The sequence below is a fragment of the Pseudomonas grandcourensis genome (assembly GCF_039909015.1).
GTDB lineage: Bacteria > Pseudomonadota > Gammaproteobacteria > Pseudomonadales > Pseudomonadaceae > Aquipseudomonas > Aquipseudomonas grandcourensis.
Window position 1 is genome coordinate 6,497,310 of record NZ_CP150919.1, and the last position, 16,669, is coordinate 6,513,978.

Below are 16,669 nucleotides of genomic sequence, written 5' to 3' on the forward strand. Positions count from 1 at the left end.
CGCCACAATAAGCTGCTGGATTACAGGGTTTTTTCGAAGATCTTCGAATTACGCTGATAGTTGTACAGCGACGCCCGCGCCGACGGCAGGCGGTCAACGCTGCTCGGCACAAAACCACGTTCGCGGAACCAGTGAGCGGTGCGGGTGGTAAGGACGAATAAAGTCTTCAAACCCTGGGCCCGGGCGCGGGTTTCGATGCGCTCCAGCAACTCATCACCGCGACCGCCATGGCGATACTCCGGGTTCACCGCCAGGCACGCCAGTTCACCGGCATCCGAATCGGCAATCTGATACAGCGCCGCACAGGCGATGATCATTCCTTCGCGCTCGACCACGCTGAACTGTTCGATCTCGCGCTCCAGCACCTCGCGGGAACGGCGCACCAGGATGCCCTGCTCTTCCAGCGGGCTGATCAAATCCAGCAATCCACCGACGTCTTCAATGGCCGCTTCGCGCACGACTTCGAACTGCTCCTGGGCCACCAGGGTGCCGCCACCGTCGCGGGTGAACAGTTCGGTCAGCAGTGCACCGTCTTCGGCGTAGCTGACGATATGGCTGCGGGCCACACCGCCACGGCAAGCTTCGGCCGCGGCATCCAGCAATTCCGCCTGATAATTACTGCCCAACCGCTGCAGATGCGCCGGCACTTGCTGCGGACGCAATTCACGCACCAGGCGCCCGTGTTCGTCGATCAGACCCAGGTCGGCGCCGAACAGCAGCAGTTTGTCCGCACCCAGGTCGATGGCCGCGCGGGTGGCGACGTCTTCGCAGGCCAGGTTGAAAATCTCCCCGGTCGGTGAATAACCCAGCGGCGACAGCAGCACGATGGAGCGCTCGTCCAGCAGACGGTTGATGCCCTTGCGGTCGACCCGGCGCACTTCGCCGGTGTGGTGATAGTCGACGCCTTCAAGCACGCCGATCGGCCGCGCCGTCACCAGGTTGCCGCTGGCCACCCGCAGGCGCGAGCCCTGCATCGGCGACGAAGCCATGTCCATCGACAGGCGAGCTTCAATGGCAATGCGCAACTGGCCGACCGCGTCGATCACGCACTCCAGGGTCGCGGCATCGGTGATGCGCATGCCGTGGTGGTAATGCGGGGTCAGGCCACGGGCCGCGAGGCGCGCTTCGATTTGCGGGCGGGAACCGTGAACCAGCACCAGACGCACGCCCAGGCTGTGCAACAGCACCAGGTCGTGGACGATATTGCCGAAATTCGGGTGTTCAACGCCGTCGCCGGGCAGCATGACGACAAAGGTGCAATCGCGGTGGGCGTTGATGTAAGGCGAAGCGTGACGAAGCCAATTGACGTATTCGGGCATGAACCTGGGCCTGTAATAAATAGCAGCCGAAAAAAGGGCGAATCTGAAAACGCACAGCGGGCTGATGGTTATCGTCGGAACAGGCTTGGCGACACGCGCGCTCTCCTCATGAATACGGGTTTGGGTACCGGCAATTTATACGGCTTGTCAGGCAAATCACAGACCCTGTGGGAGCGAGCAAGCCCGCTCCCACATGATCAAGTTGCCGGTGTCAGGCAATAGTGTTCGATCAGTTGCCTTAATAGATGCACCGTAGGCTGCAAACGTGACATTTCGAGGTATTCCCCCGGTTGGTGGGCGCAGGCGATATCACCCGGGCCAAGCACCAGCGTTTCACAGCCAAGGCGCTGAAGATAAGGTGCTTCGGTGCCGAACGCCACTGCTTCGGCGCTGTGACCGGTGAGCTTTTCGGCAAGGCGCACCAGCTCGGCGTCCTCGGCCTGCTCGAACGGAGGCACTTCGGGGAACAACGGCGCGTAATCGATCTTGACCTGATGTCGCTCGGCAACCGGCTTGAGCTTCTGCAGGATCTCGGCGCGCAGGACCTTGGGGTCCATGCCGGGCAGCGGCCGCAAATCGAACTCCAGCGAACACTGGCCGCAGATGCGATTGGGATTGTCGCCGCCATGGATGCAGCCGAAATTCATCGTTGGCATCGGCACGCCAAACTGTGGATTGCGGAATTCGCGCTGCCACAACAGGCGTAGGCCACGCAGTTCACCGATGGCATCGTGCATGGCCTCCAGGGCGCTGTGGCCCAGGCGCGGGTCGGAGGAATGACCGCTCTGCCCGAGGATGTCGATGCGCTCCATCATGATGCCTTTGTGCATGCGGATCGGCTTGAGCCCGGTCGGCTCGCCGATCACCGCCGCCCGCCCCAGCGGCCGCCCCGCTTCGGCCAGCGCGCGGGCACCGGACATCGAACTTTCTTCATCACAAGTGGCGAGAATCAGCAACGGCTGTTTGAACGGCTGATCGAGCAGCGGTTTGACCGCCTCGATGGCCAGGGCGAAAAAGCCCTTCATGTCGCAACTGCCCAGGCCAACCCAACGACCGTCGACTTCAGTCAGCTTCAGCGGGTCGGTTTGCCACAGCGCGCCGTCGAACGGCACGGTGTCGCTGTGCCCGGCCAGCACCAGGCCGCCGGGGCCGGAGCCGAAACTGGCCAGCAGGTTGAACTTGCCAGGGCTGACCTGCTGGATCTCGCAGGTAAAACCCAGCTCACCGAGCCACGTCGCCAGCAGATCGATGACCGGGCGGTTGGTTTGATCGAGACTGGGCTGGGTGCAACTGACCGACGGTGCGGCGATCAACGCAGCGAATTGTTCTTTCATCGACGGCAATGGCATCGCTGACTCCCGGCACCCGAATTGAGTTCCATCATAGAACCAACCGATGGCAGGAATAAACCGTCGCGACGCGGACTAACCTTGAGTCCTGTACACTGCACGACCTTGGCAGCCACACATTCCCCCGGCTGCGCTCCCGATCCTGGATTTTCCGGCCATGCAGAAAGAAACCGAAATCAAACTCCGCGTCAGCCGCGAAACCCTCGCCGCCCTGCGCGAGCACCCGCTACTGAAAAAACGCAACAAAAGTGGCTGGGAACGCCGTGAGTTGATGAACCAGTACTTCGACACGCCCGAGCGCGATCTGGCCCAGGCCAAAGTCGCCCTGCGCCTGCGCAAGGATGGCGAAGAAGTGATTCAGACCCTCAAGACCCGCGGCCAGAGCATCGCCGGCCTGTCCGTTCGTAACGAGTACGACTGGAACCTGCCCAAAGCCAAGCTCGACCTGAAGAAGCTCGACGGCGAATGTTGGCCCGAGGAACTGGCCGAGCTCGACAAGAAGACCCTGAAGCCGATCTTCACCACCGACTTCGTCCGCGAACGCGCGGAAATCGCCTGGGGTCGCGGCAAGACCAAAGTGGTCATCGAAGCCGCGCTGGACCTGGGTCACGTCGTGGTCGGCAAGCAGAAAGAAGAAATCTGCGAGCTGGAACTGGAACTGCGCGAAGGCGAGCCGGCGGCCCTGCTGGAACTGGCCGCCGAGCTGGCCGAGAAACTGGCCCTGATGCCGTGTGACATCAGCAAGGCCGAGCGCGGTTATCGCCTGTACGACGCCCACAGCTATTCGTTGAGCCTGCCGGCGCCGCAGATCACCGCCGAAACGCCGCTGGACGACGCGTTCGCCGCGCTGAGCTGGCATTTGCTGGGCAGCAGCCAGCGACTGGCCGAGCAGTATCGCTTCAACGGCCACTGGCGCCTGTTGCAGGACTGGGTCGAATGCCTCGCGGAAATGCGCGCGCTGATCAGCAGCCTGGGCCAGGCCGCACCACGTCAGTCGACCCACGATCTGCGTATCGCCCTCGATGCCTTGCTGGAAGACTGGCGCCCGCTGGTACAAGCAGGCCTGGAAGATGAAGACGTGCGCAAAGCCGCGCCCGAGCAATTCCTCGAAGAACTCGAAGACCCACGCTGGGGCCTGTTCTCCCTGACCACCTCGCGCTGGCTGCTGGCCCGCACCTGGGCCGCCGACCGCAACACCCGTGGCAATCGCCAGGGCGCTGCGCAACTGGGCAGCTGGTTGCCCCGCCTGCTGGGCGAAGAAGCCACTTCGTTGCAACTGCAACGTTACCAGCAACAACCGGAAGACCTGGCCGAGCAACTGCCGCGCATCGAACGCATCCAGGTCTGGCTGCACCATGCGCGCAACGTGCTGGAGATCCCGGAAATGGATCGCCTGTACGGCGAGCTGAACAAGCTGGCGCAGCTGGCCAACGAATCGATCACCGACGAAGTCCTGGATGCGCGCAAGCAGCAGGCGATTGCGGTGTATCAGAACCGTGCCTGGAAGATGTTGTTGCGTCTGTAATACCCAAAAGATCGCAGGCTTCGCCAGCTCCTATAGCTGTACTCCATCCGAGTGTAGGAGCTGCCGCAGGCTGCGATCTTTTTTGCTTTATCGCACCACCGGCAAACTGGTGGTCGACTTGATCTCCGACAACGCCACGATCGAATTCACCTCCTGAATCCCCGGCACCATCGACAACTTCTCGAAGAAGAAGCGCTCGTACGCCTCGATGTCTGCCGTGACAATGCGCAGCAAGAAATCCACCGCCCCCATCAGCACGTAACACTCCAGCACCTCCGGAAAACCGCGAATCGCCTCGGTGAATTCGGTGAAGTTCGAACGCCCGTGGGCATTGAGTTTCACCTCCGCGAAGATCTGCGTGTTCAGGCCGATTTTCTTGCGGTCGAGCAAGGTCACCTGGCCGCGAATGATGCCCTCCTCTTTCATCCGCTGAATCCGCCGCCAGCACGGCGATTGCGAGAGACCCACCTGCTCGGCGATCTGTGCGCTGGAAAGCGAAGCATCCTCTTGCAGCAAGGCGAGGATTTTGCGGTCGTAGCTATCCAGTTCACTTTGCATAAAAAAACCCTAAACCGATTAACAAATGAATTGATTGATTCTTCATTTGTGCAATACAGCCAATCATAGAGAAGAAATACCCGACACAGGATGTAAATATTTCTCCAATGATTTTGGAGCCTGACCATGCCGTATCTCGAAGCCGTGAACACCCCACCTGCCCGTGCCGATGTCTGGAGCGTCGGCAACGCCCACTGCCGGGTTCGCTATCAAATGCTGGCTGAGGCAGAACCGGACCTGTTGTGCCGCGCGCTCAACTTGTTCGCCTTGCAATTGCTCACGCCGGAGCAGGTCAACGCGCAGCGCCAGGACGACTGGCTGAACATCGAGATCGTCATCGACGGTTTGAGCTGGCACCGTGCGCAAGTGATTGCGGAAAAACTTCGTAACCTGATCAGCGTCTGCTCGGTGGAGTTGCAAGAAGCTGACTCCCCATGGGCTGAAGCGGTTCAAGCGGCGGGCTGAAAAACTCCGAAACGGCTTCATCGGGTAGTGGCCCAGCGGTCAGCCTGGCCACGGCTATCCTTTGCGCACTGTCGTTCAAAAGGAGCCCGCATGTCCGTACAACTCGCCCTTCAGGACCGCTGGCTGGATCTCAATGACCTGCTGCGCGAACTGGTCGCCCAGGGCCTTATCAGTCAGGATTCGGCCGAACACGCGCTCAATGCCCGCCGCCGCAACGCCTCACTTGGCCAGATGCATCCGCTGGAGTTCATTGCCAGCCAACAGCTGGACGATCTCAGCCGTCCCGGCAAACCGCTGGACCTCGAGAGCCTGACCCTGTGGCTGTCCCGGCAGGCCGGCCAGCCTTACCTGCGCATCGACCCGTTGAAAATCAATGTCGCTGCCGTGACCCCGCTGATGTCCTATGCCTTCGCCCAGCGCCACAAGATCCTCGCGGTAGCGATCGACCGCGAGGCGGTCACCGTGGCCAGCGCCCAGCCTTATGTCAGCGGCTGGGAGGCTGACCTGACCCACGTGCTCAAATTGCCGATCAAGCGCGTGGTGGCCAACCCGGTGGACATCCAGCGCTTCAGCGTCGAATTCTTCCGCCTGGCCAAATCGGTCACCGGGGCGAACAGCGGCGACCCGCAAGTCAGCACCCTCGGCAATTTCGAGCAGTTGCTCAACCTCGGCGCCAGCGACCAGGAGCCGGACGCCAACGACGCACACATCGTCAACATCGTCGACTGGCTGTTCCAGTACGCGTTCCAGCAGCGCGCCAGCGACATCCACATCGAGCCCCGGCGCGAGCAAGGCACGGTGCGCTTTCGCATTGACGGTGTGCTGCACAACGTCTATCAATTCCCGCCCCAGGTCACCATGGCCATCGTCAGTCGTCTGAAAACCCTGGGGCGCATGAACGTCGCCGAGAAACGCAAACCCCAGGACGGCCGGGTGAAAACCAAGACCCCGGACGGCGGTGAAGTTGAACTGCGCTTGTCGACACTGCCCACGGCCTTCGGCGAAAAAATGGTCATGCGGATCTTCGATCCGGAAGTATTGCTCAAGGACTTCGACCAGCTTGGTTTCTCCGCCGACGACCTGCGCCGCTGGCAAGACATGACCCGCCAGCCCCACGGCATCATCCTCGTCACCGGGCCGACGGGTTCGGGCAAGACCACCACCCTCTACACCACCCTGAAAAAACTGGCGACGCCGGAGGTCAACCTCTGCACCATCGAAGACCCGATCGAAATGGTCGAGCCGGCGTTCAACCAGATGCAGGTCCAGCACAACATCGACCTGACCTTCGCCGCCGGCGTGCGCGCGCTGATGCGGCAAGACCCGGACATCATCATGATCGGCGAGATCCGCGACCTCGAGACCGCAGAGATGGCGATCCAGGCGGCGCTCACCGGGCACCTGGTGCTGTCGACCCTGCACACCAACGATGCACCCAGCGCCATCAGCCGCCTGCTGGAGCTCGGCGTACCGCATTACCTGATCAAAGCCACAGTGCTCGGCGTCATGGCCCAGCGACTGGTGCGAACCCTGTGCCCGCACTGCAAGGCGCCGCTGACGCTGGGCGAGGATGACTGGCAAACCCTGACCCGTCCCTGGCAAGCACCCTTGCCGACCAATGCCCAGCGCGCCATCGGTTGCGTGGAATGCCGCGACACCGGTTATCGCGGTCGCGCCGGGGTCTACGAAATCATGCAGCTGAGCGATGGTATCAAAGCGTTGATAAGCCCCGACACCGACCTGCTGGCCGTGCGGCGCCAGGCATTCAAGGAAGGAATGCGCAGCCTGCGGCTGTCAGGAGCGCAAAAGGTCGGCGCCGGGCTGACGACCATCGAGGAGGTTCTGCGCGTGACACCCCAGAGCGAGCAGAACTGAGCCCGGCTGTACTTATCCGGCATCGGCACAGCTACACTCCAGCGATTGCAACTCCACAGATCCACACATCAACAAGGAATCGTTATGCAGATCGGTAGTGTGCTTTTGCTTTTTGTCGGCCTGGTGGTCGCCATTCTGTTCATGGGTTTCAAGGTCGTGCCCCAAGGCTTTGAATGGACCGTCGAGCGCTTCGGTCGCTACACCAACACGCTCAAGCCGGGGCTGAACGTTATCATTCCGGTCATGGACCGCATCGGCCGCAAGATGAATGTGATGGAAAGCGTGCTGGATATTCCGCCGCAGGAAGTCATCACCTCCGACAACGCCACGGTGCAAATCGACGCCGTGTGCTTCTTCCAGGTGGTCAACACGGCCCAGGCGGCCTACGAGGTCAACAACCTCGAACACGCCATCCGCAACCTGCTGCAAACCAACATCCGCACCGTGCTCGGCTCGATGGAACTCGACGCCATGCTCAGCCAGCGTGACGGCATCAACGAAAAACTGCTGCGAACCGTCGATGAAGCGACCGCTCCGTGGGGCATCAAGATCACCCGGATCGAGATCAAGGACATCAGCCCACCCGCCGACCTGATGGCGGCGATGTCGGGGCAGATGAAAGCCGAACGGATCAAGCGTGCACAGATCCTCGAGGCCGAAGGTCTGCGTGCCGCAGCGATCCTGACCGCCGAAGGCAAGAAGCAGGCGCAGATCCTCGAAGCCGAAGGCAGTCGCCAGGCCGCCTTCCTGGAATCCGAAGCCCGCGAGCGGCAAGCCGCGGCGGAAGCCCAGGCGACCAAAGTGGTGTCCGAAGCCATCGCCAGCGGCAACGTGCAGGCGGTCAATTACTTCGTGGCGCAGAAGTACATCGATGCGCTGGGCAAGCTGGCTTCGGCCAACAACAGCAAGGTGATCCTGATGCCGCTGGAGGCCAGTTCGATGATCGGCGCGGTGGGCGGCATTGGCGAAATCGTCAAGGCCACTTTCGATAACAAGAAAGCCTGAGGCGCGCCATGTGGGCATTTTTGCAGCACCTTTCGTTCTGGGACTGGTTGGCGCTGGGCACGGTGCTGTTGATTCTCGAAGTTTTCGGCGCCGGCGGTTACCTGTTGTGGATCGGCATGGCCGCGGCAGCCGTAGGCGTCTTGACCTTCCTGCTGCCGGACCTGTCCTGGGAATGGCAGTTTCTGTTGTTCGGCCTGCTGTCGATCACCACCGCGTTGTACTGGTGGCGGCGTCAGCGCACGGCGATGCGTCCGAGCGATCAGCCGCACCTGAATCTGCGAGGTCAGGAGCTGATCGGCAAAACCTTCGTGGTGCATGAAGCGATTGTCGACGGTCGCGGCAAGATCAAGGTGGCCGACGGCGTGTGGATGGCCCGCGGGCCGGACGCTGCCATTGGCAGCCGCGTACGGGTGGTCGGGCAGCAAGGCGCGATCCTGCTGGTCGAAGCGACGAATTAGGCAAACACGGAACTCGATTGGGGGTTGGCAATCCAACCGCGTAGTCAACCCAGTGGAGTCACCCTGTCATGCGTTTCAAACTTGCTGTCGCTACCGTCGCGCTGCTGTCTTTGCCTGTCGGTTCGGCGATGGCCGATACTTTTTGGCGTAACATTCTTACCTCCGGTGCAACCACCGGTTCGAGCTATCTGACATCCAAGGATAACAAGCTGGTCGTCGCGGCTCAGGACGATGCCAGCAGCTTCGTCGCCAGTGATGGCAGTATCCGCGGTCCATACCTGGAAGCGGCCATGCAGAAAGTCCGCGCCGACAACCCGGGCCTGCAGGCCACGGATATGGAACTGGCGAACGCGATCCTGGCGAAGAATGCCGTGGCTTCGAAGTAAGCGTTGCGAATGAAAAATGCCGCTCAATTGAGCGGCATTTTTTTGCCTTGCGAACACAAGCCCCATGTTCACCGAGCCCCCCCCTGTGGGAGCGAGCTTGCTCGCGATAGCGGTGGATCAGTAAAAACTTCATTGACTGTCACACCGCATTCGCGAGCAAGCTCGCTCCCACAGGGGGTATGTGCAGACTGAAATGTCAGCGGTAATCATCCACCGGCACACACGCGCAAAACAGGTTCCGGTCCCCATACACATTGTCCACCCGGTTCACCACCGGCCAGTATTTGTGAGCCTTGGTGTGCGCGTCCGGCGTGACCGCTTGCACGATGCTGTACGGCCGCTCCCACACGCCGGTGATATCGGCCAACGTATGCGGCGCACCTTTCAACGGGTTTTCTTCAGCCGGCCAGTTACCGTTTTGCACCTCGTTGATTTCCGCGCGGATGCTCAGCATCGCCCCGATAAAGCGGTCCAGTTCCGCCTTCGATTCGCTTTCGGTCGGTTCGACCATCAGCGTCCCCGGCACCGGAAACGACATGGTCGGGGCATGGAAGCCGTAGTCCATCAGGCGCTTGGCCACGTCCTCTTCGGTAATGCCGGTCAACGCCTTGAGCGGTCGCAGGTCGAGGATGCATTCGTGGGCCACCCGCTCGTTGCGCCCGGTGTAGAGCACAGGGAAAGCACCGGACAAATGCCGCGCCAGGTAATTCGCAGCCAGGATCGCCACTTCGCTGGCGTCCGCCAGTTGCGGCCCCATCATCGCGATGTACATCCAGCTGATCGGCAGAATGCTTGCGCTGCCCCAGGGCGCTGCGCTGACGGCGCCATTTTGCGGATGCGGGCCGTCGATCGGCACCACCGGATGGTTGGCCACGAACGGTGCCAGATGCGCCCGAACACCGATCGGCCCCATGCCCGGCCCGCCGCCACCATGCGGAATACAGAAGGTCTTGTGCAGGTTCATGTGCGAGACATCGGCGCCAATATCGGCTGGCCGCGCCAGCCCAACCTGAGCATTGAGGTTGGCGCCATCCATGTACACCTGCCCCCCGTGCTGGTGGATCACTTCGCAGATTTCGCTGATGCCTTCCTCATACACGCCATGGGTCGAAGGATAGGTCGCCATCAGGCAGGCGAGTTTGTCTGCGGCCTGCGCGGCTTTTTCCTTGAGGTCCTCCAGGTCGACGTTGCCCGCCTCGTCACACTCGACGATCACCACGCGCATCCCGGCCATTTGCGCCGACGCGGGGTTGGTGCCGTGAGCCGACGACGGAATCAGGCAGATATCGCGACCGCCCTGTTGCCGGCTCTCATGGTATTTGCGGATCGCCAGCAGCCCGGCGTATTCGCCCTGGGCACCGGAGTTGGGTTGCATGCAGATCGCGTCGAAACCGGTGATCGCACACAACCAGCGCTCCAGTTCTTCGATCATCAGCCCATAACCGGCGGCCTGTTCCTTGGGGACGAACGGGTGCAGGTTGGCGAACTGCGGCCAGGTAATCGGGATCATCTCGCTGGTGGCGTTGAGCTTCATGGTGCAGGAGCCCAGCGGGATCATCGATTGATTGAGCGCCAGGTCCTTGTTTTCCAGTTGCTTGAGGTAGCGCAGCATCTCGGTTTCGCTGTGATGGGCGCTGAACACGGGATGGCGCAGATAAGGCGAAGTTCGCGCCAGCCCTTCGGGAATTCCGCCAGGCAAGACCTCGGCATCCAGGTCATCGATGCTGAGCCCGTGATCGGCACCCAGGAACACGTCGAACAACTTCGCCACGGTGCCTTCATCGCAGGCCTCGTCGAGGCTCAGGCCCAGTTGTCCGCGCCCGAGAATCCGCAGGTTGATCTGCGTGGCCCGGGCACTTTCGATGATGGCGGTCTGGGTTCCGCCGACTTCCAGCGTCAGGGTGTCGAAGAAGTGCCGGTTGACCCGGGTGATACCGTTGCGCCCAAGCCCGGCGGCCAGGATGCAGGTCAGCCGGTGTACCCGCTGGGCGATCCGCTTGAGCCCTTCGGGGCCGTGGTAGACCGCATAGAAACTGGCGATATTGGCCAGCAGCACCTGGGCCGTGCAGATATTGGAGTTGGCCTTCTCCCGGCGGATATGTTGCTCGCGGGTTTGCAGGGCCATGCGCAGGGCAGTGTTGCCCCGGGCATCTTTCGAAACTCCGATGATCCGCCCCGGAATCGCTCGTTTGTATTCATCGCGGCTGGCAAAAAATGCCGCGTGGGGCCCGCCGTAACCCATGGGCACGCCAAATCGCTGGGACGAGCCGAACACCACATCGGCACCCAGTTCACCCGGCGGGGTCAGCAACAACAGGCTCAGCAAATCCGTGGCGACACAGGCCAGGGCCTGTTGCGCGTGCAGATGATCGATCAGCGGCCGCAGGTCGTGGATTTCACCGTGGGTGTCGGGGTATTGCAGCAATGCGCCGAACACCTGGTGCTGCTTCAAGTTATCCACAGCGTCGACGATGAGCTCGAAACCGAAACCTTCAGCGCGGGTCTGCACCACGGAAATGGTTTGCGGGTGGCAGTTTTCGTCGACAAAGAACAGGTTGCTTTTGGACTTGGCGACCCGCTTGGCCAGGGCCATTGCCTCTGCCGCGGCGGTGGCTTCATCGAGCAGCGAGGCATTGGCCAGCTCCAGGCCCGTCAAATCGATGGTCAGTTGCTGGAAGTTCAGCAGCGCCTCGAGCCGCCCTTGGGCGATCTCTGGCTGATAGGGGGTGTACGCGGTGTACCAGCCGGGATTTTCCAGCACGTTACGCAAAATGACGCCCGGTGTAAGGGTGCCGTGGTAGCCCATGCCGATCAGGCTGGTCCAGACCTGGTTCTGCTCGGCATAACCGCGCAGCTTGGCCAGCGCGGCCTCTTCATCAAGTGCCGGGGGCAGGTCCAGCGCCCGGTTGAGGCGGATGCCCGGCGGTACCGTCTGCTCGATCAATTCGACCCGACTGCCCAGGCCGAGGCTGTCGAGCATCGCCTGTTGCTCGGCGGCATCGGGCCCGAGGTGGCGGCGCAGAAAGGCATTGGGGTCGCGTAACTGGCTCAGGGACGGCAACTGGGACATGACGGGCTCTCTCTTGACTGGCGCTCAGCGTCGATGCAACACGGTCAAACCAGCATAGCAGTCGATCTCCCGGTGGATGACGTGGCGCGCTCGAGCAATCCGGATCATCATGTCCGCCGCCAACTTAATGTCCGCTGATCGGTGACTGTATCCATGAGCCAACTGCCTTTCCTGCCGTTTTCCAAACCCACTATCGATGAAGCCACGATTGCCGCCGTCGGCGACGTATTGCGCTCGGGCTGGATCACCAGCGGCCCCAAGGTCCAGGCCTTCGAAGCGCAACTCTCCGAGTATTTTGGCGGGCGCCCGGTGCGCACCTTCAACTCCGGCACCTGCACCATGGAAATCGCCCTGCGTATTGCCGGGGTCGGGCCGGGCGATGAAGTGATCACCACGCCGATTTCCTGGGTCGCCACCGCCAACGTCATCCTGGAAGTCGGCGCCACCCCGGTGTTTGCCGACATCGACCCGGTGACCCGCAACATCGATCTGGATCAACTGGAAGCGGCAATTACCCCCCGCACCAAAGCCATCATCCCGGTGTACCTCGCCGGATTGCCGGTGGACATGACGCGCTTGTACGCCCTGGCGCAAAAGCACGGCCTGCGGATTGTGGAAGATGCAGCCCAGGCGCTGGGTTCCAGCTGGAACGGCCAGCGCATTGGCTCGACGGGGGACTTCGTGTCTTTCAGTTTCCAGGCGAACAAAAACGTCACCTCCTCCGAGGGCGGTTGCCTGGTGCTGAATACGGCCGAAGAAGTACGACTGGCTGAGAAATACCGGCTGCAGGGCGTTACCCGCAACGGCTTCGATGGCCTGGACGTCGACGTGCTGGGTGGCAAGTTCAACATGACCGACGTTGCCGCAGCCATTGGCCTGGGGCAATTTGCTCATATCGAAGCCATCACCGCTCATCGCCGTGACCTGGCCCGGCACTATTTCGCCTGTTTTGGCGCGGATTTCGAAGCGCAGTACGGGGCGCAACTGCCGCCAGCGGATTTCGAGAACAGTAACTGGCATCTGTTCCAGCTGGTATTGCCGGAGCGCAAGGATGGCAAACCGGCGCGGGCGACCTTCATGGAGCAGATGCAGGCATTGGGTGTCGGGATCGGCTATCACTACCCGCCGATTCACCTGTTGAGCCTTTACCGCGAGCGCGGTTTTAAGGAAGGCATGTTCCCGGTCGCTGAGCGGGTCGGTCGGCTGATTGTCTCGCTGCCGATGTTCACGGCGATGAGCAAAGCGGATGTCGAGCGTTCGGTGACGGCGGTGAAAGCGGTTTTGTGCGACGCCTGAGCCCGCAAATGAAAAAGCCCCGACGGATCGGGGCTTTGGGATGCTGCGTCAGGCTTATTCGCCGATGGCAGCCTTGTAGCCGGCGGCATCCAGCAGTTTTTCCAGATCGGCAGTGTTGCTTGGCTTGAGCTTGAAGATCCAAGCGCCGTACGGATCGGTGTTGAGCAATTCTGGCGAACCACCCAGTTCTTCGTTGATCGCAATCACTTCGCCGCTGATCGGGGCGTAAATGTCGGAAGCGGCTTTAACCGACTCCACCACACCGGATTGATCACCGGCGGCGAAGACTTTACCGACTTCAGTCAACTCGACGAACACCACATCACCCAGCGCTTCCTGCGCGTGATCGCTGATGCCCACGGTGACGGTGCCATCGGCTTCCAGACGTGCCCATTCGTGACTTTCGGCAAAACGCAGGTCGGCAGGGATATCGCTCATGTTCTTTGTCCTCAGGAAATGGTCGGCGGGCATGCCCGCCAGAAAAGATTAGATCAAGGTTTTGCCGTGGCGTACGAAGGTCGGTTTGACAACCCGGACCGGGTACCACTTGCCACGGATTTCCACTTCAGCGCGGTCGGCTGTTGCCATCGGCACGCGCGCCAGTGCAATCGACTTGCTTAGCGTAGGAGAGAAACTACCACTGGTGATCTCCCCTTCGCCAACATCGGCGATGCGGACCACCTGATGAGCGCGCAAAACACCGCGCTCCTCAAGGACCAGTCCTACCAGTTTTTGCTGTACGCCGGTGGCCTGTTCGGTTTCCAGCGCCTTGCGCCCGATGAACTGCCGGGTGGCAGGTTTCCAGGCAATGCTCCAGGCCATATTGGAGGCCAAAGGTGAAATATCCTGCTGGATGTCCTGACCGTAAAGGTTCATGCCGGCTTCGACCCGCAAGGTATCCCGCGCGCCAAGGCCGATGGGAGAAATCCCGGCTCCGACCAGATCGTTGAAGAAGCCTGGCGCCTGATCAGCCGGCAGAATGATTTCCAGGCCGTCTTCGCCGGTATAACCGGTGCGCGCGATGAACCAGTCACCATCGGGCAGGCCTTCGAAAGGCTTGAGGAGCTGGATCAGGTTGCCGCGGGACTGGCTGACCAGTTCGGCGATTTTTTGCCGGGCGTGAGGGCCCTGGATGGCCAGCATCGCCAACTCGGAACGCTCGCGAAGTTGCACGTCGAAACCGTCGAGATGCGCTTGCATCCAGGCCATGTCCTGATCGCGGGTGGAGGCGTTGACCACCAGACGATAACCCTCGTCGAGACGGTAGACGATCATGTCGTCGACGATGCCGCCCTGCTCGTTGAGCATGGTGCTGTACAACGCACGGCCGGGGCTGTGCAGGCGTTCGACATCATTGGCCAGCAAATGCTGGAGCCAGGCTTTGGCCTGGGAGCCGCCGACATCGATTACGGTCATGTGGGATACATCGAAGACACCGCAATCGCGGCGCACCTGATGGTGTTCCTCGACCTGCGATCCATAATGCAGAGGCATGTCCCAACCGCCAAAATCGACCATCTTCGCGCCGAGTGCGAGATGAAGGTCATACAGAGGCGTACGCTGTCCCATGGGTTTCTCCTTCCGGGCGTGGCGAAGGCGCGGGCAAGTGCTGCACGGACTGAATGCCTTGAAACAAAGGGCCTTCAGCCGATTTCAGCCACCTGGTCTGTCAGACGGACCGCACCGAATGCCGCGCATTGTAGCCGCAAGGTGTAGGACTGACACCTAGCTGTTTCGATGTGCCGAGCGTCGGATCAATCCGATGACCGGTAACAGCCCGACCAGCACCAGGGTCAAGGCCGGCAAAGACGCCCGCGCCCATTCACCTTCGCTGGTCATTTCGAAGATTCGCACCGCCAGCGTGTCCCAGCCAAACGGGCGCATCAGTAGGGTCGCGGGCATTTCCTTGAGTACATCGACGAACACTAGCAGCGCGGCGCTCAACGTGCCGGGTAGCAATAATGGCAGATACACTTTGAAAAACAGTCGTGGCCCACTGACGCCAAGGCTACGTGCCGCTTCGGGCAAAGATGGCCGTATACGCGCCAGACTGCTTTCCAGCGGCCCGTAGGCCACTGCAATGAAGCGCACCAGATAGGCCAGCAACAACGCCGACAGGCTACCCAACAGCAGCGGCTTGCCCGCGCCACCGAGCCAGCCCGAGAGCGGGATCACCAGCTCGCGATCCAGGTAACTGAACGCCAGCATGATCGATACCGCCAGTACCGAACCGGGCAAGGCGTAGCCCAGGTTGGCCAGACTGACCCCGGAACGAATGACCCGGGTGGGTGCCAGTCGTCGGGCAAACGCCAGTAACAAGGCGACGCTGACGGTGATCAACGCCGCCATCGCCCCCAGGTACAAGGTATGGACGATCAACCCGGTGTAGCGCTCGTCGAGATCGAAGCGCCCGCGCAGCCAGAACCACACCGCCAATTGCAGCATCGGGATTACGAAAGCGCAGGCGAACACCAGACCGCACCACGTCGTGGCTGCCAATGCCTTGAGGCCTCGCAGGTGATACAGCGCCTTGACCCGTGGTCGCTCGTTGCTCGCCCGATTGGCCCCACGGGCACGCCGCTCGCCGTAGAGCACGAGCATTACCACCAACAGCAACAGGCTGGCCAGTTGCGCGGCGGATGACAGGCTGAAAAAACCGTACCAGGTCTTGTAGATGGCCGTGGTGAAGGTATCGAAGTTGAACACCGACACTGCGCCGAAGTCCGCCAGGGTTTCCATCAAAGCCAATGCCACGCCCGCACCGATGGCTGGCCGCGCCATGGGCAATGCCACCCGCCAGAACGCTTGCCAGGGCGATTGGCCAAGGACCCGCGCGGCTTCCATCAGGCCTTTGCCCTGGGCGAGGAAGGCGGTGCGCGCCAGCAGATAGACATAGGGATAGAAGACCAGGACGAGCACGACGATCACGCCACCCGTAGAGCGCACGCGCGGCAGCCGCAGACCACTACCGAACCACTCGCGCAGCAGGGATTGCACGGGCCCGGCGAAATCCAGCAGGCCGACGAAGACGAAGGCCAGCACATAGGCCGGGATCGCGAAGGGCAGCATCAATGCCCAGTCCAGCCAACGCCGACCGGGGAATTCGCACAGGCTGGTGAGCCAGGCCAGGCTGACACCCAGGACTGTCACGCCGACACCGACGCCTAGCACCAGGGTCAGGGTATTGCCCAGCAAACGCGGCATCTGTGTGTCCCAGAGATGGGACCAGATCTGTTGATCGATGGTTTGCCAGGAAAGCAGCAGGACGCTCAGGGGCAACAGGACCAGCGCAGCGATGGCGAAGACGACTGGATACCAGCGGCGTTGGGCGGGATGGGCCAAGGAAAATCTCTCGCGAAATTT

Annotated in this window: 14 protein-coding genes; 7 read left to right on the plus strand and 7 right to left on the minus strand. The window is 61.5% G+C overall.

The window, feature by feature from the left end:
- Positions 1-20 precede the first annotated feature (20 nt).
- Together argA and argE are read right to left on the minus strand one after the other, a co-directional pair.
- Positions 21-1,319 carry an amino-acid N-acetyltransferase gene (gene argA / locus AABM52_RS29290; protein ID WP_347909663.1) on the minus strand — a complete coding sequence of 433 codons (1,299 nt, stop codon included), beginning with the start codon at positions 1,317-1,319 and terminating at the stop codon, positions 21-23.
- A gap of 197 nt (positions 1,320-1,516) precedes the next feature.
- Positions 1,517-2,668: an acetylornithine deacetylase gene (gene argE / locus AABM52_RS29295; protein ID WP_347909664.1), complete on the minus strand. Its 1,152-nt coding sequence runs from the start codon at positions 2,666-2,668 to the stop codon at positions 1,517-1,519.
- A gap of 157 nt (positions 2,669-2,825) precedes the next feature.
- Between argE and AABM52_RS29300 the strand changes: the two genes are divergently transcribed.
- Complete coding sequence (locus AABM52_RS29300; RefSeq protein WP_347909666.1) at positions 2,826-4,193, plus strand: CYTH domain-containing protein; 1,368 nt, start codon at positions 2,826-2,828, stop codon at positions 4,191-4,193.
- A gap of 87 nt (positions 4,194-4,280) precedes the next feature.
- Here AABM52_RS29300 and AABM52_RS29305 read toward each other — a convergent pair whose 3' ends face one another.
- Positions 4,281-4,751 carry an Lrp/AsnC family transcriptional regulator gene (locus tag AABM52_RS29305; RefSeq protein WP_007993158.1) on the minus strand — a complete coding sequence of 157 codons (471 nt, stop codon included), beginning with the start codon at positions 4,749-4,751 and terminating at the stop codon, positions 4,281-4,283.
- A 126-nt stretch (positions 4,752-4,877) separates the two neighbouring features.
- On the opposite strand from AABM52_RS29305, the gene AABM52_RS29310 reads away from it, so the two are divergent.
- The 5 genes from AABM52_RS29310 to AABM52_RS29330 all read left to right on the plus strand — a co-directional run bounded on the left by AABM52_RS29310 (position 4,878) and on the right by AABM52_RS29330 (position 8,940).
- Positions 4,878-5,216 carry a hypothetical protein gene (locus AABM52_RS29310; RefSeq protein WP_347909667.1) on the plus strand — a complete coding sequence of 113 codons (339 nt, stop codon included), beginning with the start codon at positions 4,878-4,880 and terminating at the stop codon, positions 5,214-5,216.
- Between the two features lie 90 nt (positions 5,217-5,306).
- Entirely contained in the window at positions 5,307-7,091 is a 1,785-nt protein-coding gene (locus tag AABM52_RS29315; RefSeq protein ID WP_347909668.1) for an ATPase, T2SS/T4P/T4SS family, read from the plus strand.
- A gap of 84 nt (positions 7,092-7,175) precedes the next feature.
- Positions 7,176-8,096 carry an SPFH domain-containing protein gene (locus AABM52_RS29320; protein WP_046039079.1) on the plus strand — a complete coding sequence of 307 codons (921 nt, stop codon included), beginning with the start codon at positions 7,176-7,178 and terminating at the stop codon, positions 8,094-8,096.
- An 8-nt stretch (positions 8,097-8,104) separates the two neighbouring features.
- Positions 8,105-8,554: an NfeD family protein gene (locus tag AABM52_RS29325; RefSeq protein WP_347909669.1), complete on the plus strand. Its 450-nt coding sequence runs from the start codon at positions 8,105-8,107 to the stop codon at positions 8,552-8,554.
- Between the two features lie 68 nt (positions 8,555-8,622).
- Positions 8,623-8,940, plus strand: a complete 318-nt coding sequence (locus AABM52_RS29330; protein ID WP_347909670.1) for a DUF2388 domain-containing protein — start codon at positions 8,623-8,625, stop codon at positions 8,938-8,940.
- Between the two features lie 196 nt (positions 8,941-9,136).
- On the opposite strand, the gene gcvP is transcribed toward AABM52_RS29330, so the two are convergent.
- On the minus strand, positions 9,137-12,010 hold the full coding sequence (gene gcvP / locus AABM52_RS29335) for an aminomethyl-transferring glycine dehydrogenase (protein WP_347909671.1): 2,874 nt from the start codon (positions 12,008-12,010) through the stop codon (positions 9,137-9,139).
- 153 nt (positions 12,011-12,163) lie between these two features.
- Between gcvP and AABM52_RS29340 the strand changes: the two genes are divergently transcribed.
- Positions 12,164-13,306 (plus strand): DegT/DnrJ/EryC1/StrS aminotransferase family protein, encoded by a 1,143-nt coding sequence (locus AABM52_RS29340; protein WP_347909672.1) that lies wholly within the window; start codon positions 12,164-12,166, stop codon positions 13,304-13,306.
- A gap of 54 nt (positions 13,307-13,360) precedes the next feature.
- Here the strand turns inward: AABM52_RS29340 and gcvH are convergent, their stop codons facing one another.
- The 3 genes from gcvH to AABM52_RS29355 all read right to left on the minus strand — a co-directional run bounded on the left by gcvH (position 13,361) and on the right by AABM52_RS29355 (position 16,648).
- Positions 13,361-13,744: a glycine cleavage system protein GcvH gene (gene gcvH / locus AABM52_RS29345; protein WP_347909673.1), complete on the minus strand. Its 384-nt coding sequence runs from the start codon at positions 13,742-13,744 to the stop codon at positions 13,361-13,363.
- Between the two features lie 48 nt (positions 13,745-13,792).
- Positions 13,793-14,875, minus strand: a complete 1,083-nt coding sequence (gcvT, locus tag AABM52_RS29350) for a glycine cleavage system aminomethyltransferase GcvT (RefSeq protein WP_347909674.1) — start codon at positions 14,873-14,875, stop codon at positions 13,793-13,795.
- Positions 14,876-15,031: 156 nt separating this feature from the next.
- Positions 15,032-16,648: an iron ABC transporter permease gene (locus AABM52_RS29355; RefSeq protein ID WP_347909676.1), complete on the minus strand. Its 1,617-nt coding sequence runs from the start codon at positions 16,646-16,648 to the stop codon at positions 15,032-15,034.
- Positions 16,649-16,669 lie beyond the last annotated feature (21 nt).